Annotated in this window: 20 protein-coding genes; 3 read left to right on the forward strand and 17 right to left on the reverse strand. The window is 48.8% G+C overall.

Annotated elements, in window-relative coordinates; all coding sequences use genetic code 11:
* Nucleotides 1–85: 85 nt before the first annotated feature.
* A complete protein-coding gene (gene clpB / locus ACLO87_RS10445; protein ID WP_430223630.1) occupies nt 86–2,680 on the reverse strand; it encodes an ATP-dependent chaperone ClpB in 2,595 nt (864 codons plus the stop codon).
* A gap of 333 nt (nt 2,681–3,013) precedes the next feature.
* Here clpB and fnr point away from each other — a divergent pair, with 333 nt between their 5' ends.
* A complete protein-coding gene (fnr, locus tag ACLO87_RS10450) occupies nt 3,014–3,739 on the forward strand; it encodes a fumarate/nitrate reduction transcriptional regulator Fnr (protein WP_135865612.1) in 726 nt (241 codons plus the stop codon).
* 104 nt (nt 3,740–3,843) lie between these two features.
* Here the strand turns inward: fnr and ACLO87_RS10455 are convergent, their stop codons facing one another.
* The 15 genes from ACLO87_RS10455 to orn form a co-directional block, all read right to left on the reverse strand.
* Nucleotides 3,844–4,077, reverse strand: coding sequence for a hypothetical protein (locus ACLO87_RS10455; protein ID WP_135865610.1), 234 nt, complete (start codon nt 4,075–4,077; stop codon nt 3,844–3,846).
* A 24-nt stretch (nt 4,078–4,101) separates the two neighbouring features.
* Entirely contained in the window at nt 4,102–5,610 is a 1,509-nt protein-coding gene (ccoG, locus tag ACLO87_RS10460) for a cytochrome c oxidase accessory protein CcoG (RefSeq protein WP_430223631.1), read from the reverse strand.
* Between the two features lie 36 nt (nt 5,611–5,646).
* Complete coding sequence (ccoP, locus tag ACLO87_RS10465) at nt 5,647–6,555, reverse strand: cytochrome-c oxidase, cbb3-type subunit III (RefSeq protein ID WP_135865606.1); 909 nt, start codon at nt 6,553–6,555, stop codon at nt 5,647–5,649.
* On the reverse strand, nt 6,548–6,715 hold the full coding sequence (locus ACLO87_RS10470; RefSeq protein ID WP_135865604.1) for a cbb3-type cytochrome oxidase subunit 3: 168 nt from the start codon (nt 6,713–6,715) through the stop codon (nt 6,548–6,550). Before ACLO87_RS10470 ends, ccoP begins: the two co-directional genes overlap by 8 nt.
* Nucleotides 6,716–6,717: 2 nt before the next feature.
* Nucleotides 6,718–7,377, reverse strand: coding sequence for a cytochrome-c oxidase, cbb3-type subunit II (gene ccoO / locus ACLO87_RS10475; RefSeq protein ID WP_135865602.1), 660 nt, complete (start codon nt 7,375–7,377; stop codon nt 6,718–6,720).
* 10 nt (nt 7,378–7,387) lie between these two features.
* Nucleotides 7,388–8,872 carry a cytochrome-c oxidase, cbb3-type subunit I gene (ccoN, locus tag ACLO87_RS10480; protein WP_135865600.1) on the reverse strand — a complete coding sequence of 495 codons (1,485 nt, stop codon included), beginning with the start codon at nt 8,870–8,872 and terminating at the stop codon, nt 7,388–7,390.
* Nucleotides 8,873–9,028: 156 nt separating this feature from the next.
* Nucleotides 9,029–9,205 carry a cbb3-type cytochrome oxidase assembly protein CcoS gene (gene ccoS, locus ACLO87_RS10485; protein WP_135865598.1) on the reverse strand — a complete coding sequence of 59 codons (177 nt, stop codon included), beginning with the start codon at nt 9,203–9,205 and terminating at the stop codon, nt 9,029–9,031.
* A gap of 18 nt (nt 9,206–9,223) precedes the next feature.
* Entirely contained in the window at nt 9,224–10,183 is a 960-nt protein-coding gene (locus ACLO87_RS10490; RefSeq protein WP_135865596.1) for a P-type ATPase, read from the reverse strand.
* A gap of 213 nt (nt 10,184–10,396) precedes the next feature.
* The gene (gene aceA / locus ACLO87_RS10495) at nt 10,397–11,704 is read right to left on the reverse strand and encodes an isocitrate lyase (RefSeq protein WP_430223632.1); all 1,308 of its coding nucleotides are present in this window, start codon (nt 11,702–11,704) and stop codon (nt 10,397–10,399) included.
* Nucleotides 11,705–12,072: 368 nt separating this feature from the next.
* Entirely contained in the window at nt 12,073–13,329 is a 1,257-nt protein-coding gene (locus ACLO87_RS10500; RefSeq protein ID WP_430223633.1) for an MFS transporter, read from the reverse strand.
* A gap of 4 nt (nt 13,330–13,333) precedes the next feature.
* Nucleotides 13,334–13,903 carry a CDP-diacylglycerol--glycerol-3-phosphate 3-phosphatidyltransferase gene (pgsA, locus tag ACLO87_RS10505; protein ID WP_135863800.1) on the reverse strand — a complete coding sequence of 190 codons (570 nt, stop codon included), beginning with the start codon at nt 13,901–13,903 and terminating at the stop codon, nt 13,334–13,336.
* 31 nt (nt 13,904–13,934) lie between these two features.
* Nucleotides 13,935–15,758, reverse strand: coding sequence for an excinuclease ABC subunit UvrC (gene uvrC / locus ACLO87_RS10510; RefSeq protein ID WP_430223748.1), 1,824 nt, complete (start codon nt 15,756–15,758; stop codon nt 13,935–13,937).
* Nucleotides 15,721–16,779, reverse strand: a complete 1,059-nt coding sequence (gene nagZ / locus ACLO87_RS10515; RefSeq protein ID WP_430223634.1) for a beta-N-acetylhexosaminidase — start codon at nt 16,777–16,779, stop codon at nt 15,721–15,723. The genes uvrC and nagZ overlap by 38 nt, the downstream gene beginning before the upstream one ends.
* A 23-nt stretch (nt 16,780–16,802) precedes the next feature.
* Complete coding sequence (gene acpS / locus ACLO87_RS10520) at nt 16,803–17,204, reverse strand: holo-ACP synthase (RefSeq protein WP_135863775.1); 402 nt, start codon at nt 17,202–17,204, stop codon at nt 16,803–16,805.
* Between the two features lie 27 nt (nt 17,205–17,231).
* Entirely contained in the window at nt 17,232–17,777 is a 546-nt protein-coding gene (orn, locus tag ACLO87_RS10525) for an oligoribonuclease (protein ID WP_135863777.1), read from the reverse strand.
* Nucleotides 17,778–17,824: 47 nt separating this feature from the next.
* Here orn and ACLO87_RS10530 point away from each other — a divergent pair, with 47 nt between their 5' ends.
* Both ACLO87_RS10530 and rsgA read left to right on the forward strand, forming a co-directional pair.
* A complete protein-coding gene (locus tag ACLO87_RS10530; RefSeq protein ID WP_430223635.1) occupies nt 17,825–19,087 on the forward strand; it encodes a M48 family metallopeptidase in 1,263 nt (420 codons plus the stop codon).
* Nucleotides 19,065–19,967, forward strand: coding sequence for a ribosome small subunit-dependent GTPase A (gene rsgA / locus ACLO87_RS10535; RefSeq protein ID WP_430223636.1), 903 nt, complete (start codon nt 19,065–19,067; stop codon nt 19,965–19,967). Before ACLO87_RS10530 ends, rsgA begins: the two co-directional genes overlap by 23 nt.
* A gap of 3 nt (nt 19,968–19,970) precedes the next feature.
* Here rsgA and ACLO87_RS10540 read toward each other — a convergent pair whose 3' ends face one another.
* Nucleotides 19,971–20,693: a CoA pyrophosphatase gene (locus ACLO87_RS10540; RefSeq protein WP_430223637.1), complete on the reverse strand. Its 723-nt coding sequence runs from the start codon at nt 20,691–20,693 to the stop codon at nt 19,971–19,973.
* Nucleotides 20,694–20,722: the final 29 nt, after the last annotated feature.

Below are 20,722 nucleotides of genomic sequence, written 5' to 3' on the forward strand. Positions count from 1 at the left end.
CCTCTACGCGGCAACACAATAGCCCAAGATGCAAAAAAGCCCCACTCAAAGAGATGGGGCTTTTGCTTAACTAACACTAGCAGGCTTATGCTTTGCTAGCTTTCTGGTCGAACACAAAACTGCCGTCACGCCAGTCTACAGGTACTACATCGTCCTCACCGAACTGGCCTTCCAGAATCAGTTTGGCCACAGGGTTTTCGATGTTTTGCTGTATAGCGCGTTTCAATGGCCTTGCACCAAACAACGGATCGAAACCAACTTTTGCCACTTCAGCCAATGCAGCATCACTAACCTCTAACTGCATGCCTCTGTCAGCCAAACGTTGTGCCAAACGTTGCAACTGAATTTTGGCAATAGATTGAATCTGTGCCTCGCCCAGTGCATGGAACACCACAACTTCGTCAATACGGTTCAAGAACTCAGGACGGAAGGAAAGTTTTACTTCTTCCCATACGGCTGATTTCACTTTCTCGTACGGCTCGCCAACCATTTCCTGGATGTGATGAGCACCCAAGTTGGATGTCATGATTACCACGGTATTACGGAAATCAACCGTTCTACCTTGACCATCAGTCAGACGACCATCATCCAATACCTGCAGCAAGATGTTAAATACATCTGGGTGTGCTTTTTCTACCTCATCCAGCAAAATCACACTATACGGTTTACGACGCACGGCTTCGGTCAAATAACCGCCCTGCTCGTAGCCCACATAGCCCGGAGGCGCACCGATCAATCTGGCTACCGAGTGTTTCTCCATGAACTCTGACATATCAATACGAATCAAATGATCTTCAGAGTCAAACAAGAATGCAGCCAAGGCTTTAGTCAGCTCGGTTTTACCCACGCCGGTAGGCCCTAAGAACAAGAACGAACCATAAGGCTTAGATGGATCAGCCAAACCTGCACGTGAACGTCGGATCGCATCCGCAACCAACGACACAGCTTCGTTCTGACCTACCACACGCTCTTCAAGGTGCTGTTCCATGTTTAGCAGTTTTTCACGCTCACCTTGCATCATGCGAGACACAGGAATACCAGTTGCACGTGACACCACTTCTGCAATTTCCTCAGTACCTACCTGAGTACGTAACAGCTTAGGCTTGTCTTCCAGCTTGTCTTTAGACTGCTCAGCAGTAGCCAAACGTCCTTCCAACTCTGGCAACTTGCCATACTGCAGTTCAGCCAATTTATCGAACTGACCTTTACGTTGCAGTTCAGCCATTTCCGCTTTGAGCTGCTCAATTTCTTCCTTGATAGACTGCGTACCTTGTACAGCAGCTTTCTCAGCTTTCCAGACTTCCTCAAAATCGTTGTACTCGCGTTGTAGACGCTCCAACTCTTCTTCAATGGTGGCCAAACGACGCTGTGACGCATCATCTGTTTCTTTACGCACGGCTTCACGCTCAATTTTGAGCTGAATCATGCGGCGATCTAGCCTATCCATGACTTCAGGTTTGGAGTCAATCTCCATACGAATACGGGCAGCAGCTTCGTCGATCAAGTCAATCGCTTTATCCGGCAAAAATCTGTCGGTAATGTAGCGGTTAGACAGCTCGGCAGCAGCCACAATTGCCGGGTCGGTAATCGCCACACCGTGGTGCAGCTCATAGCGCTCACGCAAACCACGCAGAATCGCAATGGTAGATTCCACATCTGGCTCATCCACCAGCACTTTCTGGAAACGGCGCTCTAACGCAGCATCTTTCTCTATGTACTGACGGTATTCGTCCAGCGTGGTTGCACCAATACAGTGCAGTTCACCGCGGGCCAATGCTGGTTTCAGCATATTACCGGCATCCATCGCACCTTCGGCTTTACCAGCGCCAACCATGGTATGGATTTCATCAATAAAGAGAATGGTTTTACCTGCGTCTTGAGACAGCTCTTTCAGGACTGCTTTCAGACGCTCTTCAAACTCACCACGGTATTTAGCACCCGCCAAGAGCGCGGCCAAGTCCAACACCAACACACGTTTGTTTTTTAGGTTCTCAGGTACTTCATTATTCACAATACGCTGAGCCAGCCCTTCCACAATCGCGGTTTTACCCACACCTGGCTCACCAATCAGTACAGGGTTGTTTTTGGTCCTACGTTGCAAGATCTGTATAGAGCGACGAATCTCATCATCTCTACCAATCACAGGGTCTAATTTGCCCAAGCGAGCTCGCTCAGTCAGGTCAGTGGTGTATTTGGACAACGCTTCTCTATTAGCGTCACCCTCTGCATCACTTACCGACTCACCACCTCGCACAGCATCAATCGCTGCTGCTAGTGCTTGTTCATTTAGTCCTGTCTCTTTTAATAAACGGCCTGCCTGCCCTTTATCTCGGCTTAATACCAACAAAAACAATTCACTGGCAATATAAGTATCACCACGCGAGGTTGCTTCTTTTTCTGTTAATGCCAACGCGCTTTGCAGCTCGCGACTAATATTTAAATTCACATCCCCCGATGAAATCTGAGGTAATGCATCAATTGCCTTTTTAACTTCGGCTTGTAAACGTGGCACGGCCACACCCGCACGCGCCAATAGACTGCCTGCTCCGGAATCCACGTCAGCCAACAATGCGGCCAATACGTGCACAGGTTCCAGATAAGAATTGCCCTGTTGCAATGCCAAACTTTGTGCATCAGCCAAAGCTTGTTGAAACTTTGTCGTTAATTTATCAATTCGCATGTTGCCTTACTCTAGGTAATGTGCAGAATCTTGCGATGAGTATTCACAGACTGCACCAGATTAATTTCGCTTGACTTATAGATGATGACATCTGGTCAAACTTCAAGAGCCTGTTAAAATCATTTATGTGATTATTTGCATTTTCTTACATTTATTGCAACTTACTAAAATAAAAGAAAAAGCAAAATCCTTGATGTTTCAAAAAGAGCTTTTAAATACGCTAGAATACTGAGTATGGCACTTCACTCCGAAGTGCAACTTTTATGCTGCGCTTGAAAATAAGCTCTAACCATGGTCCTTGTACCTAACTGTTTTCAACCGTAGCCGCTTTCTATGCAAAAACGAATCTCTGTCAGTCACGATGCTATACGTTGCTCATCCTGCATGCTGAATGAAATCTGCTTGCCGCTGGGGATGTCCAACCACGACCTGCAGAAGCTGGATGATCTGGTCAAGGAACGTATACGTCTGAGCAAAGGCTCTTTCCTGTTCCACCTTGATGATGAAGTTGATGCCATCTATGCATTACGCACTGGCAGCATCAAGACACAACTGGAAGACGCCTCCGGCCAAGTACAGATCACTGGCTTCTTGCTACCAGGCGAGATCATCGGCATGGACGGATTATTGAATAATCGCCATGTCTCTCACTCTATCGCACTGGAAGACAGTGAAGTCTGTGTGATGCCGTTGAACGAGCTAGATAAGCTGTCATTACAGTTACCTATCTTGCAACAACAACTGCGTCGCCTGATGAGCAAGGAAATCAACCGCTCTCATACTCTAATCATGAACTTGGGTGCGTTACGCTCTGAACAGCGTCTCGCTGCTTTCTTGATCAACCTGTCCCAGCGTTTATCTACCTTGGGTTACTCTCCTTATCAGTTCATTTTGCGCATGAGCCGTGAGGAAATCGGTAACTTTTTGGGCCTGACACTGGAAACCGTTAGCCGCCTGTTCTCGCGCTTTGCTCGCGAAGGTTTGCTGCGTATACAACAACGCGAAGTCATGATTCTAGACCTACCTGCTCTGCAAGCCATGGCTGGAGTGGACTGCTAAACCGTAGCCCTCTACTCAAGCCTCGCTACACCGCAACGCTTAAGCATCATAAAAAATCCCACGTCACAACGTGGGATTTTTTATTGCTACATAGTCGTTTGGCCTTATTCAGCCTCTACCACTACAGGTGTCTCCGGTGCCTTGTCTCGCGTTACGACCAAGCCACGCTTCTGACCACCATCGTTAATGGTTTCACTAACCCCTGTAGGTTGCAGCACCAAGGCGATGGTCACAGCACAACCAACCATAGCCAAGAATGGGCCTGCCATAAGGATCCACGGCCAAGGCTCTTTAAACCATGGCTGCGTATCCAAATCCTGATCTATTGCATTTGACATGATGGGTCCTTTATCGTGTGCGCCCTAGCGAGGCACATAAAAACGTGTTTTCTCACTGATGAGCTCTTCACCAGACTCAGCGCTACCAGGTTTACGGGCAGTAATCACTATATCGTGCATACCCTCTTTCAAACCCGCCTCCACAGGAACTTGTACGTGCACAGGAATCAGTTCGTTCGTTGCTGCTGGCACGACGATTTCTGCACTGCCACCGCTCACTGTACTAATGGTGATACCAGGGAAACCTTCCGCACCCAACTCGATGCGCATAGGCTGTTCTGATTTGTTCATCATTTGCAGTCTATAAATGTTCTCTATATGACCGCCCGGAACTTCGCGCCCCATTACACCCCGATCTCGGATCACATCCATGTGTAGATCATTACGGGCCATCAGCGAGTAAATCGCTGCCACAGTAATAAGACTCAGAATTGCAATATACACCAAGATACGTGGCCTAAACATATGCCTACGCACTTGATCCTGGCTTAAGCGCTCGGTAATAGCACGGCCAGAGGTGTAACGGATTAACCCTTTAGGGTAATCCAGTTTTTCCATCACATCGTCACAGGCATCGACACAGGCTCCGCAACCAATACACATATATTGCAGCCCTTCTCGAATGTCGATACCGGTCGGACAGACCTGCACACAGAGGGTACAGTCTACACAGTCCCCTAAGCCTGCTTCTTTGTGATCCACTTTCTTGGAACGCTTACCACGAGGTTCACCACGCACGTGGTCATAACTCACCACAAAGGTGTCGTCATCCACCATCACACTTTGGAAGCGTGCATACGGGCACATGTACTTACAGATAGCCTCGCGCAGGAAGCCAGCGTTACCCCACGTAGCAAAGCCGTAGAACAACAACCAGAACCACTGCCATGGGCCTAACGTGAAATCGAGAATCTGTGCACCAAGCTCACGGATAGGAGCGAAGTAACCGATAAATGTAAAACCTGTCCAGAGAGCAATCACAATCCACAAGAAGTGTTTTGTAGCTTTGAGACGCAGCTTTTTAGCACTCCAAGGAGCTTCATCCAGACGGATGCGAGCCATACGGTCGCCTTCCACCTTGCGTTCAACCCACATGAAAATTTCGGTATATACCGTTTGCGGACAGGCGTAACCACAGAAGAGACGCCCCGCCATCGCTGTAAAGAGAAACAGCGAGAATGCCGACAAAATCAGCAGCACAGTCAGATAAATAATATCTTGTGGCCACATCACGATGCCGAACATGTAGAACTTCCTCGTACCCAGATCAAACAATACGGCTTGGCGTTCATTCCACTGCAACCAAGGCAGACCGTAATAAATAATCTGGGTGAGGAATACCAGGGCGATTCGCCAGTTGGCGAACACCCCTTTTACTGATCTAGCGTAGATCTTCTTATTGACGTCGTCGATCTTAACAGCATGAGCGGACGCCTTAGCTGTCACCGGTTTGGGGGAACCAGGTGGCCGCCATTCCGGTACCTGCTCTGTATTACCTTCGTCTGGTTGACGATGGGGAGCGTCACTACTCATGCTACACCTCAACTTACAATAATCACATCACAATGCTTACTTAGCATTGCTGTTGCTCAGACCCCAAACCCAACCAGCCAACAAGCGAATTTGCTCTTCGGTCAGGCGGTTTTTCTGGGCTGGCATCTGGTTATCACGACCGTTCAAGATACCTTCAACAATCACGGCTTCCGAACTGCCATACAGCCAGTTACCGCTAGTCAGGTCAGGAGCACCCAACAATTGATTGCCTTTAGCATCGGCACCGTGACATGCAAAACATGTTTGTTCAAACAGTTTTTTGCCGGACGGTACACGTGATTGGTCATGAGCCAAGCTGTTCAAGGAACGCACGTACTGAGCTATGTCGGATGCTTCACCTGGGGTCAACACACCTTTGTGTGCTGTCATGATGCCGCGTCTACCTTCAGTAATAGTGTGCAGAATATCCTCAGGCTTACCACCCCACATCCAAGAGCTGTCTGTCAGGTTAGGGAAGCTTGGGCTACCTTGAGCATCGGAACCGTGACACTGAGCACAGTTGTTCAAGAACAAACGTTGGCCAATAGCACGAGCCTCTGCATCGTCAGCGATTTCATTCAAGGGCATTTCACGGAAACGAGCGTACGTTGGTGCTAAACGCTCGTTAATTTGCTCTTGCTGTGCTTGCACTTCTTTGGCGGACGAGTAACTCAACATCCCCTGATAACTACCCAGACCTGGGTACATAATCAGGTAGCCTAGTGCAAAAATACACAGTAATACGTACATAACGGTCCACCAGCGTGGCACGTTAGTATTGAGCTCCGTGATATTGCCGTCCCACACATGGGACGACTCTTGCTCTTCCATGGAAGGAGACAGCCAGGCACGCTGAGTCCACAACAACCATAGACAGAAGGCAATGCCCAACAGAGCAATAGCGGAGATATAAATCCCCCAGCCTAGATTAAAAAAATCACTCATTCGAACCTCCCTTCTCGTCAGCTTCATCCGGTAATGCGAAAGGAAGCATAGACCCATCATGGTTGGCTTTTTTACGGCCATCCGACCACGCCCAGATCACAATACCAATGAACGTCACAATGCCAAGTATTGTCATCAGACCATTCAAGAATGCAACCATGATTAGCGTCTCCCCTCGGCTACAGCTTGTTCAGCTGCTGCGCGACCTTCTACACCCATACCTTGCAGATAAGCAATCAGCGCATCTTCTTCGGTTTTACCAACCAATTGCTGAGGTGCTTTTTCAATCTGCTCGTCGGTGTAAGGCACGCCGATAATACGCAGAGCATTCATACGTGCACGCACGTCGTCATTTTCTACGCTGTTATGTTGCAGCCAAGGGTAGGCTGGCATGTTGGAAGCAGGTTCTGTATCACGAGGATTACGCAAGTGAATACGGTGCCAGTTATCGGTGTACACGCCACCTACACGGGCCAAGTCAGGACCAGTACGTTTGGAACCCCACAAGAATGGGTGATCGTACACAGTCTCGCCGGCCAGAGAGTAAGGACCGTAGCGCTGTACTTCGGATTGCAGCATACGCACTTGTTGGGAGTGACAGCCTACGCAGCCTTCGCGAATGTAGATATCTCTACCTACCAAACGCAGAGGCTCGTATGGCTTCACGCCTTCTGTGGGTTCAGTCATAGAGTGCTGGAAAAACAGCGGCACGATCTGCACCAAACCCGCAAAGGAAATCACCAGAATACTGAGCACAATCAACAAACCAACGTTGCGCTCAATCGTGGCGTGTGTAAAACCTTTTTTCTCAGATGAGGACATTGATTGCTCCTTATTCCGTAACAACAGCCGGACCAACGTTAGTCGGACTGATAGCATCAGGGTTAGTCAGCGGAACAACAGGGTTCACACGAGGTTTGCCCCATGCAGTCAAGAAGACGTTCACGCCCATCATGACAATACCGCAAACAAACATAAAGCCACCCAATGCACGAATTGCATAGAACGGATAAGTTGCTTTCACCCCTTCAACGAAGCTGTATGTCAGCAAGCCATCAGGAGCAGTTGCACGCCACATCAAACCTTGCATCACACCGGAAATCCACATCGCAGCGATATACAGCACCACGCCCAGTGTTGCCACCCAGAAGTGAATCTCTACCAGTTTTGGCAGAGCCATCTGTTTTTGGCCATACAGGCGAGGAATCATGTAGTACAGGGAACCGAAGGTCACCATCGCTACCCAACCCAGCGCACCAGAGTGCACGTGACCGATAGTCCAGTCAGTGTAGTGGGACAGGGAGTTCACAGTACGGATCGCCATCATGGAGCCTTCAAAGGTAGACATACCGTAGAAGGACAGAGAAGTTACCAAGAACTTCAAGATAGGATCTGTACGCAGTTTGTGCCAAGCGCCGGACAAGGTCATGATACCGTTGATCATCCCGCCCCAAGATGGAGCCAACAGGATCAACGAGAATGTCATACCTAAGGACTGTGTCCAGTCAGGCAAGGATGTGTACAGCAAGTGGTGAGGACCAGCCCACATGTACGTAAAGGCCAATGCCCAGAAGTGAACGATGGACAAACGGTAGGAGTACACCGGACGGTTAGCTTGCTTAGGTACGAAGTAGTACATCATCCCCAAGAAACTGGTAGTCAGGAAGAAACCCACAGCATTGTGGCCATACCACCACTGCACCATCGCATCTTGCACGCCGGCATAGACGGAGTAGGACTTCCACATGGAAACAGGAATTTCCAAGTTATTGAAGATGTGCAGTACGGCAATCGTGGTAATGAAAGCACCGTAGAACCAGTTCGCCACGTAGATGTGACGCACACGGCGTTTAACGATAGTGCCAAAGAACACCACAGCATAAGACACCCAGACGATAGTGATCAGGATATCCAGCGGCCATTCCATTTCTGCGTATTCTTTGCTGCTGGTGAAACCCATAGGCAAAGTAATCAGCGCCCCCAACATCACTAGCTGCCAACCCCAGAAGGTGAAAGAAGCCAGCTTTGTACAGTACAGACGTACCTGACAGGTACGTTGAACCACGTAGTACGACGTTGCGAACAGTGCGTTACCGCCAAAGGCGAAAATCACCAAGTTGGTATGTACTGGACGCAGACGGCCATAGCTAAACCATGGCGTTTCGAAGTTAAGTTCAGGCCAAATTAGTTGCAAGGCAACAAGTAAGCCGACACTCATGCCGATAATTCCCCAAACCACTGTCATGACGGCAAATTGCCGCACGACGCCGTAGTTGAAGACTTCGGCCTGTTTCCCGACTGTCTCGGAAGTGCCCATTTGCTTCCCCTATAACACTAACATTACAAAATTAATCTCCTGAGCCATGATCGCTCATGCTCGGCCGTTGCTCCCTGATCTTAATCAGGGAACTTATTATTAGTGTGGTGATTGTGTGGATTTATACCAACTGGCACAGATCCTCACAAACTCACACTATTTCTTTGTGCGCTCCGCATCCCTGTGCGTACTGTCATCATCGTTTAGTATTGATTCGCCAGCGGATTGGGAGTTTTCAAATTGTCCGGCAAAAATGGCCCACCAGAATGCCACCCCCATCAGGATCACAAACAGCAACGAGATCGGTATCAGGAGAAACAGTGACTCAAGCATGGTGTACCACCTTTTTTTTTATGCAGTGACTTCACTACCAGACAGGTGATTACCCGAGATACGCTGACGATAAATACGCCAAGAATTCAGGGCCACCAATAGTGAGGACAGCAGCATAGAAACAGCAGCAACCCAAGGAGAGACCAATCCTATAGCAGCTAGGGGGGTCATCAACAGGTGCCAGACAATAGAACCGTATAAATTTTGTTTGGAGATATGTTCTGTGCGTTGGATAAGAGCAGAGATGTCTGCTTCAGACTGTGCAGGTTGCACCATCAATCCCGCCTGGGCGGCGGCAACGGCTGTAGGAACGGACATGGACATGGCACAGGGACAGCTCATGACGAATAACGCCACCATCACTGCTACAGCATGATCTGGTTGGTAGAAGAACCACACCACACCCAAGGCCAAGGCCAAGATCACTTGAATAAGAACAAACCAGAAGGCTAATGAGTTAGCACGCACCGAGATACTGGCACGAAACTGTTCCACGCGATCAAAAGACTGACCACGACTAATAGACTGTCGAGCACAGAACTCCAAATAGCGGGCCGTCAGCAGAAACGCCACAAACATGCTGACAGAATCAAAATAGACTTCGCCCTGCCCTTGCCAAGTGCTGATAACGCTGGGTATGAATGCCACGATAATGCCTAAAGCAACGGGCACATCCATCCCAACTTTGAATTTTTTAAGACTGTTCCATGCGCCAGCCCAAATAGGCTGAGCACAGTAAATCATGACAGGAACGGTAAGCACTAACGCGGCCCAGTTCATGATTAGGATGGCTTTATCCATCAATACCAGACTGTCAGGTTCCATTGACTCTGAGCGCAAATACCCTGGAAAAGCAAACATCATCACCTGCATCATGGCCAACCACGCCAATCCAAGTCGCGCGAGCATGTGTTTGCGCTGACTGCGCTGCTCGTCGGAAAGACCCGCAGGGATAGTAAATATAGAGTATGCGCGCATAAAGAGAATAGATAAGCGTTAACTGCTTATTAACCGTTTACATGCATGCTAACCGTTATCGGCGAAAGCTTGAATACATGATATGAGGTACTAGTCGGGTGCATTCTACTACAAAGGTACCAGAAGGTCTGCCAACGTCTCGCTTCTGTTTGATACAGAACAAGCCGTAACATCCAAAGATGCTACGGCTTGTATCAACCCTTGATGCTAGCCTTATTCAGCGGCTTTAGCAAATTGGGCAGCTTCTGTGGAGCCTGCCAATGCGGTAGTAGAAGACTGGCCACCCTCGATAGTTTGTGTTACGGCATCGAAGTACCCAGTACCTACTTCACGCTGGTGGCGTACTGCTGTGAAGCCACGTTCTGCTGCTGCAAATTCACGCTCTTGCAGATCAACGAAAGCGGTCATGTTGTTGCGAGCATAACCGTGTGCCAGATCAAACATGCCGTAGTTCAGTGCGTGGAAACCAGCCAAGGTGATGAACTGGAATTTGTAACCCATTGCACCCAACTCACGTTGGAATTTTGCAATAGTCTGATCATCCAGATTTTTCTTCCAATTAAAGGAAGGCGAGCAGTTATATGACAGCATTTTGCCTGGGAACTGACGGTGAATGGCTTCAGCAAAGCGTTTTGCGTACTCCAAGTTCGGCGTAGATGTTTCACACCAGATCAAGTCAGCGTAAGGAGCGTAAGCCAAACCGCGCGAGATAGCTTGATCCACACCTGGATGTGTGCGGAAGAAACCTTCTACCGTGCGCTCACCTGTGATGAACGGTTTGTCGTTGTCATCTACATCGCTAGTGATCAGATCAGCCGCTTCTGCATCAGTACGAGCAACCAATACTGTAGGTACATTCAGAACATCAGCAGCCAAACGAGCAGCTACTAATTTAGCGATAGCTTCGCGGGTTGGAACCAACACTTTACCGCCCAAGTGACCACATTTTTTCACTGCGGCCAGCTGATCCTCAAAGTGAACGCCAGATGCGCCAGCCACAATCATGGATTTCATCAGCTCAAATGCGTTCAATACGCCACCGAAACCAGCCTCAGCATCGGCAACAATAGGAGCCAAATAATCGATATAGCCTTGATCACCAGGATTCATACCTTCGGACCACTGAATTTGGTCACAGCGCATCAAGGCATTGTTAATACGACGAACAACCTGAGGAACCGAGTTGATGGGGTATAACGATTGGTCAGGGTACATTTCGCCTGCGCCGTTTGCATCACCAGCAACTTGCCAGCCAGACAGGTAGATCGCTTTCAAGCCAGCTTTCACTTGCTGCATAGCCTGGTTACCTGTCAACGCACCCAATGCATTTACAAAGGGTTCTTCAGTAATCATCTTCCACAGTTTCTCGGAACCGCGACGCGCCAAGGTGTGCTCTTCTATAGTAGAGCCACGCAGACGGATAACTTCTTCAGCACTGTATGTGCGTTTGATACCTTGCCAGCGTGGGTCCTCGGCCCAGTATTTTTGCAAGTTGCGGATTTCGGTTTCGCGGTTACTCATGTCAGTCTCCAATACAAGAAAAAGAAAACAATCAAGATGAGTATTAGTCTACGCAAATGCGATGCCCACAACACACTTATATCTTATATAAGACCATATATTTTTAGTATTAATATCAATAATATATGATTTATATTTCAAGATATGAAATCATATTTTTGTTTATGGGAAATTTTATTGTGCGGTGCGCCATGGGTTTTTCACCATGCGGAATGATACAACCACAATATGAAAAACGAACCTTTTTGTACCGAAAAATAATAGGAAATAAAAAAACACCTCAAAAATTGGTGCTATTCCAATTTTTGAGGTGTTTCTTTACAACAGCCTACTACTCTCTATCTATATAGAGAGCACAGGCTATGAGGTTATTTCTTCTCGGCTGCCCGTGCAATCCACACTGCCATCGAGGCAGAAATACAAAATGCCACAGCGGCTCCAAACCATGGACCTCTATTCAAACCGGCATCCAACATAGCACCGAACATCAGCGGCGCCAATGACGAACCCACATCCATGCCGGAGTACACCAAACCATATACAGTGCCCGTTGCCCCTTTAGGGGTCACACGTCTAATCAACATGTCACGCGATGGTGCAGCCACACCAGAGAAGAAACCCGCCAGCCCTACCATCACAACGGCCACTGACGAACTCAATACCCCTGACCCCAGCAGCACCAACATCAACCCAGCAAAACACAGGGATAAAAATACCGTGCGCTCGCTACGTGTATCGGCTCCAACCAAGAAGCCACCCGCCAACATCCCCACGGCTGCTGTCACCATATAAGCAGACAGCGCTGTACCTGCTACTACCGGATCAATATGATAGACACTACCCAACATAGGGATGGTGTAGTTCTGCACAGACGACAACGCCATAGAGGAAAAGGCGAAAAACAAGAAAGCGCCCCACAACGCAGGTTGCTTACACAGTATTTTCAGAGTTTGCCAAACGCCTTCACGTGCTAAAGATTTTTCTGAGGAAAGCTCTTGCGCTACTTCCTCTTGCTGCTGCTTATGCTGACCGGCTAGTAGGTGTCTACCCAAGAATGCAGCACACCACACCACCGCAACTAATCCTGCCGCCGAAAAAGCGGCAGCTCGCCAGCCATGATCCGAGGCAATAGCTGCCACAAATAAAGGGGTTAATGCCCAGCCCAAATTACCCGTTAGGCCATGCACGCTAAATGCGTGACCTAAACGTCTGGCACTGATACGGTGATTAATGATGGAGTAGTCTACTGGGTGAAAAATGGAGTTACCTGCACCACCAATAGCAGCCGCTAACCACAGCATCCAATAACTGGTAGCAAAACCAATCATAATGCCGGAAATCACAAAGCCGCCCAAACCAAATAGCAATACCGGAATGGGGCCTATGCGATCAACAATAAACCCAGAACTTGCCTGCCCCAAGCAAGACACCACAAAAAACGTGGTGGCTAATGCGCCCAGCTCTACATAGTCAAAGCCAAACTCGCGCGCCAAGAACACGTAGAGTGTGGGCAGCAGCAATTGAAAAAAGTGCGAACTGGCATGCACCACACCTATAAGGCTAATGATGCTCCAGTCTTGTTTACGATCAACGGCTTCTTCTGCGGTCAGCTCTGATACAGCCATGGCATTAACTCTTACGGGCTATTTCAGGCCAGGCTTTCTTCAAGTAATAGCACATGGACCACACTGTCAGGATCGCCGCGATGATGATTAACACCTGCCCAATAATGCCCACAGGTATGCCTTCGTAGTTTTCCCAGTACAGCAAACACGGGATAGCGAGCATCTGCGCTGCTGTTTTGAACTTACCCAACCAATTCACCGCTACGCTACTACTAGCACCCATTTGTGCCATCCACTCACGCAAGGCTGAAATGGCGATCTCTCGACCAATAATAATAAAGGCGATAACAAAACCCACACGCCCCAAATCCACCAATACCAGCAATGCAGCCGATACCATTAACTTGTCGGCAACAGGATCCAGAAACGCACCAAAGGCTGAGGTCTGATTCCAGCGTCGCGCAAGCCAACCATCGAACCAATCCGTGATAGCGGCCACAATGAAAGCGCCACAGGCTAATACATCACGCGAATGTATGTTCATCCAGCTTTCTGGCAAGAAAAACAACGCCAGTACTAGCGGGATCATCAGGATTCTCAACCAGGTCAGGGCCATGGGAAAAGTAAGAGGCATCATCATGTGGCTAACTCGGTATTACAAAACATCAACGTAAAGCATAGTAGATACGCTCAGCTAATGCAGCAGATATTCCTTCAACAGAAGCTAAATCATCTATGCTCGCATTTACTACGCCTGTAAACCCACCAAAGCGTGCTAACAAGCGTTGCCGGCGTTTTGCTCCTACGCCTTCTATATCTTCTAATCGTGACACATTCCTAGACTTTGCGCGACGGGCTCGCATCCCGGTAATGGCAAAACGGTGTGCTTCATCGCGCGCTTCAGCCACTAACATTAAGGCAGGAGACGCTACACCCAAGCGCAGCTCGGGCCTGCCATCGGCAAAGATCAGGGTCTCAAGCCCTACTTTACGCCCTTCGCCTTTGGCCACCCCCACCAACACATTCGTATCTAAACCAAGCTCGTTAAATACTTGTTTTGCCATGGATATCTGGCCTTTACCACCATCCACCAGCACTACATCTGGTAAGGTTGCCTGACCTTCTGCCACACGCTCGTAACGTCTAAATAACACCTGACGCATGGCCGCATAATCATCCCCGGGAGTAATTCCCGCGATGTTGTAACGCCTATATAAAGTGGGCTGCATATCATGATGCCTATACACCACACATGACGCTTGAGTCGCCTCACCTGCCGTATGACTAATATCGAAACACTCAATAGTCAGTGCTTCCAACGCCTCATCATCAGTATCCAGCCCCAGCACCGTCGCCAAATCTAGCGTGCGTGCTGCCTTGGTCATGGATTCATTCAGCCTACGCGTCAAGGCCAACTCGCCATTTTTCAGCGCTTGCTCTAGCCATGCTTTACGCACGCCCTGAGGACGAATCAGTAATCGTGTTTCTTTGCCTGTTTGCTCTTTGAGCATGTCCAAAATAGCAGTATCTAACAACCGGTGTGATACCACCAACACAGGAGGTAAAGGACGTTCTATATAGTGCTGGCTAATGAATGCAGCCAATACATCTTCTGGCGTATCGTCTTGTACCTGAGTTGGGAAAAATGCTCTATCTCCTAGGTGACGTCCGCCACGCACCATCGCTAAGTTGACGCATACCTTACCTTCTTCGCTGATGACTGCAATCACATCCAAATCATCCGTGCCAGCATGCTCCATAGTCTGCTGTTGCAACACGGTAGATAACGCTCGCATTTGATCGCGCAATACGGCCGCTTGCTCAAACTCAAACTGCTCAGAAGCCTCTTGCATGCGCTCTTCTATTTCCTGCAATACCTCATTGGCTTGCCCGGACAAGAAGCGCACAGCTCGTTTTACATCGGCTTGATAGTCTTCCACAGAGATGTTGCCCACACAGGGCGCCGTACATCGTTGGATTTGATGCAACAAACAGGGACGTGAACGGTGTGCGTACACCCCGTCCTCACAGGTACGTAGCTGGAATACACGCTGTAGAATTTGTATGGTTTCTCGTACCGCCCACGCATTGGGATACGGCCCAAAAAACTGCCCGCCTACATTGGTGTTACCTCGGTAATAGGCAATACGTGGCGCCTCATGAGCACTCAATTGCAAATAAGGGTACGACTTATCATCCCTAAACAGGATGTTGTAGCGTGGGCGCAAACGCTTGATCAGATTATTTTCTAGCAACAGCGCCTCGGCTTCGCTAGGTGTAATCGTCACTTCAATACGAGCAATGCGCGCCACCATGTGGGCAATACGCGGGCTAGCCAAATTCTTCTGAAAATACGAACTGACGCGTTTTTTCAGATCTTTGGCTTTGCCTACGTAAAGCACCGTACCTTCTTCATCCAGATGTCTGTAGACACCCGGTAAATTAGGCAGTTCAGCTAGAAACGATTTGAGATTGAAGCTCTCTGGCATGCTGGTAGTATTCATCAGACTGCAAATCATCCCACGCCAAAGCTGGCTCCAAACAACGCAGACGGCGTATACGCTGCACAGATTCTGGGTCAGAGGTATGCTGTAAACGCTGCAGCAGTTCATCAGCCAAATCAGGTCTATTGCATACCAATACCATGTCGCAACCTGCACCTAGAGCTGCTTCAGCCCTAGCCAAAATATCACCCGCTACGGTTGCGCCTTCCATGGTCAGGTCATCCGAGAAGATGACGCCCTCGTAACCCAACGCCTTACGCAATACGCGCTGCAGCCAGTAGCGAGAAAAACCAGCAGGCTTATCGTCTACTTTGGGGTAAATCACGTGTGCAGGCATAACGCTATCTAACACCATCGCCCCCAACCAACCATAAGGCGCCGCATCATCATTCAAGATTTGCTCTAGATCGCGCTCGTCCACCGGGATCTCATGATGAGAATCAGCCTCTACCGCACCGTGACCGGGGAAATGTTTACCACAACTGGCCATCCCGGCACGATGCAAGCCCTGTACCAAACCAGTAGCCAACATCGCTACTGCTTTAGGATCTCGGTGGAAAGCACGGTTACCAATTACCCCACTCACACCCCAATCCAAGTCCAGCACAGGCGTAAAGCTCATATCTACGCCACAAGCACGTAGCTCAGCAGCCAAGACATACCCAACAGCCGCCGCCATTTCAGCCGCTGCTTTAGCATCTTTTTCCCAGAGCGTACCCAAATGACGCATCGCTGGAAGCACGGTAAAGCCATCTGTTTTGAAACGTTGCACACGACCACCTTCGTGATCCACGGCAATCAGCAACGGCTCATCTCTGGACGCATGTATAGCGTCACATAATGCAGTCAGTTGCTCACGCGAATTGAAGTTGCGTGCAAATAGAATCACGCCCCCTACCAGAGGGTGCTGCAACCGCTGACGTTCTGCTTCGGTTAATTCAGTACCCGCTACGTCCACCATTACTGGACCGGGTAACAACACTGAGCCCTGCTCACTTTGCTTCATGCTGATGTTTCCACTTTTAGTCATTAGGTCTGACTTTCCACAATCACAAATGCCATCACTAAATCAGACTCATCGGTCAGACTGACATGCGCAGCACCAAAACGTTGGTTATACCAGTGTGCCAGCGGTTCTGCTAGCACCACCGTAGGTTTACCACTGGGAGCATTTAACACTTGCATTCGCGACCATGCCATCGGCATACGCATTCCCAAGCCTACCGCTTTAGAAAAAGCCTCTTTAGCGGCAAATCGGGTTGCCAGATAGCGCATGCCGCGTCGCATATCGCGCTCAGCTCGCCGCGCAAACACCACTTGTTCTTCTGGCCCCAGAATACGTTGCACAAAGCGATCAGGCCGGCGTTCATATGCAGCCTGTATGCGTGATACATACGTAATGTCGGTACCTATTCCCGCAATGCTACCCATGTATAGTCCCTCTGCCTACTGTGACACTTACACTTTCAGGAAGTGCTCTCGGTAGTGCTTTAATTCATCAATGGATTCGTAAATGTCAGCCAATGCTTCGTGACGGCTGTGTTTTACAAAGCTACTTACCACTTCAGGCTTCCAACGTCGCGCCAATTCCTTTAAGGTACTGACGTCCAGATTACGATAATGGAAGTATTGCTCCAGACGAGGCATGTACTTGTACATAAAGCGTCGGTCTTGGCTAATCGTGTTACCGCACAAAGGGGAAGCACCTTCAGGCACATGTTTTTTCAAGAAAGCCAGCAACACATCTTCGGCTTGTTCTTCTGTAGTGGTGGAGGCTTTCACCTTATCAATCAAGCCACTACGACCATGTGTACCTTTGTTCCAGTTATCCATTGCATCCAGTAAGGCATCACTTTGGTGGATGACGATCACCGGACCTTCTGCCACAATGCTTAAATCTGCTTCAGTCACAACGACTGCCACTTCGATAATACGTTCTTTTTCTGGGTCCAGTCCGGTCATTTCCATATCTAACCAGACCAAACGTTGATTTGTAACCGCCATATAATCTTCCTTTAAAAACCCTATTTTCGCATACCTATCAGCACTACATGTTCACTTACCTTTTTCTAGGCTTCTTTCTGCTGGATTTGTTTACCCGCTTTTGGTTAGCGCAACGACAGATTCACCACGTCATGTTGCATCGCGGTACTGTACCAGAGGAGTTTAGCTCGCGTATTTCGCTACGTAGCCATCAACGAGCCGCTGACTACACCGTCGCAAAGGTGAAGCTTAACCAATACGAGCGTTTGGTAGATGCTGTAGTGTTGATTTGCTTAACGTTAATGGGTGGCCTGCAACAATTAGATTTATTCTGGGCGCGCCACATAGATCATGAAATCTGGCGTCAAATTGCCTTAATCCTGAGCGTTGCTGGCCTGCTTGGCTTAATCAGCATGCCTTTTAATGTGTGGAAAAAATTCCGCTTAGAAGCACGCTTTGGCTTTAATCGCCTTACCCCGGCTTTGTTTGTGCGCGATACGTTAATAGGAAGCGTATTAGGCATGGTATTGCTAAGTATCTGTGCTGGCGCTATTTTGCTCTTCATGGAAAAAACTGGTGAGCAATGGCCGTTGTGGGCATGGTTATTTTGGGTAGGTTTTAACCTATTTTTGATTTGGGCATACCCTACCTTCATTGCTCCGCTTTTCAATAGCTTCAAACCTCTAGAACGCGACAGTCTACGCGAGCGCATCAATGCACTAGCAGAACGCTGTCAATTCAAGCTGAATGGTTTGTATGTTATGGATGGCTCCAAGCGCTCTGCTCATGGCAACGCCTATTTCACCGGCTTGGGCAATAACAAACGCATCGTGTTTTTTGACACTCTGCTCAACAAGCTAGACGACGAAGAAATTGAAGCTGTACTGGCGCACGAGTTGGGCCACTTTAAACATCACCACATACGCCAGCGCCTGATTTTTAATTTTCTAGGCTCTCTGTTGGTGTTCCTATTGTTAGGCTGGCTTTCTCAAAAAGCATGGTTTTATGTAGACCTAGGTGTGATTCCACAATTAGGCCGGGCCAACGATGGGATGGCCTTGGTACTGTTCTTCCTGTGCCTACCTGTGTTTACTTTCTGGATTACCCCCTTAATCAACCTGTCTTCTAGAAGGCACGAATACCAAGCCGATGCGTTTGCCGCGGCACAATGTCCTTCTATACATCTGCGCCATGCGTTGCTGAAACTCTATAACGATAATGCCGCGACCTTAACGCCCGACCCTTTACACTCCGCCTTTTACGACACACACCCTAGTGCCCTAAGCCGCCTCCAACACTTGGAACGTTATGAAAACCAGCAATCTATCTAGTGGTACCGTTATTGCAGCACATGGCCGCCACTATTTTGTAGAAGACGAAAACGGTGATGTGCGTAAGTGCTACACGCGTGGTAAGCGCAGCGGTATTTGCGTGGGTGACAAGGTAGATTTCAGCGTACAAAGTGCAGAACAAGGCACCATAGAAACCATCCATGAGCGTCGTAACCTACTGTACAGATCAGATGAAGCACGCTCTAAACAATTTGCCGCCAACATTGACCAACTGCTGATTGTGGTTGCTGCGGAACCTCCTTTTTCTGAGGATCTCTGTGGGCGTGCGCTGGTAGCAGCAGAGTTCGCTGACATCACACCAATCATCCTGCTGAATAAAGCAGACCTACCTAGCGTAGAACGTGCCAGACAACAATTACAGCCTTTGGCCGATTTGAATATCCCTATCATTGAGCTCAGCGCCCTCAATGAAGAGCAAGTTAAAAGCCTGCTGTATCCCATATTAGAAAACCGCTGCACGCTGCTGCTAGGACAAAGCGGTATGGGTAAATCCACCCTACTAAATACGCTAATCCCTGAAGCCCAGGCTCATACACAAACGCACTCTGAGGCATTGGGCACGGGTAGACACACGACTACCAGTACACGTCTGTACCATATCCCTGGTGTCACGGGTCAGCTTATAGATTCTCCCGGATTCCAAACCTTTGGTTTAGCCCATTTGGAACCTTCTGATATTGTGCGTGGATTCCCAGAGTTCGTGGAAGAGCTTGTGAACTGCAAGTTTTATAATTGCACGCACCGCCATGAACCTCATTGCGGCATTGTGGCAGCACTTAAGGCTGGAAAAATCCATCCAGACCGTTATGCGTTATATGAGCGCTTGCTAGCTGAATACGAGGCACAAAGCCGTTACTAAGCCTTAGGCTAAGCGTTGGTGTGCAGCATGTAAATAATGGTAGAAATTACGGACAATGACTGCCGTAGCCCCCCAAATAAAATGCTGCTGCCAACGAATGGCAAAATACTGACGGTAATTCACACCGTTGACTTGTACTTGATGCAAGGTGTGCTGACTAGGGTCCAAGAGCGCAGATAACGGCACTTCAAACACTTCAGACACCTCTGCCGGAGACGGCACCATCCTATAGCCAGGATGAATCATGCCCACCACAGGGCACATCGCAAAACTTGATGAACTTAAAAAGATAGGTTGCTGCCCTAACGGCTCTAGATAGTCAGGATCAATACCCACTTCTTCATGCGTTTCTCGCAATGCCGCTGCTTGCACGCTTAAATCTTCGGGGTCAATGCGACCGCCCGGAAAACTAATCTGCCCAGCATGATGCAGTAAGTGTGCAGAACGACGCGTAAACAGCATGGACATGCCCGTCTTACGCTGCTGCAGCCCCAGATACACGGCAGCAGGAATGGCCGTGGGTGCTGCAGTGAAATTCTCTACAAATTGACCTTGAAAGTGTGGATCAACTTGGCCCAAGGGCATTGTTTTGAAAGCTTCACGAATGAAATCCTCCTGCAAGGCTTCTTTAGCCAAGCTGGGCAAGGAGTCTACGGCAATAACGGGTTGGGTTTCAGGGTTAAACCACGTACTCCGTTTTACATCTGTAGGCATGATTTCAGACATTCAGGACTCTCTGGTTTCAAAAAAGGCAC

This window comes from Paenalcaligenes sp. Me52 (assembly GCF_050487965.1).
GTDB lineage: Bacteria > Pseudomonadota > Gammaproteobacteria > Burkholderiales > Burkholderiaceae_B > Paenalcaligenes.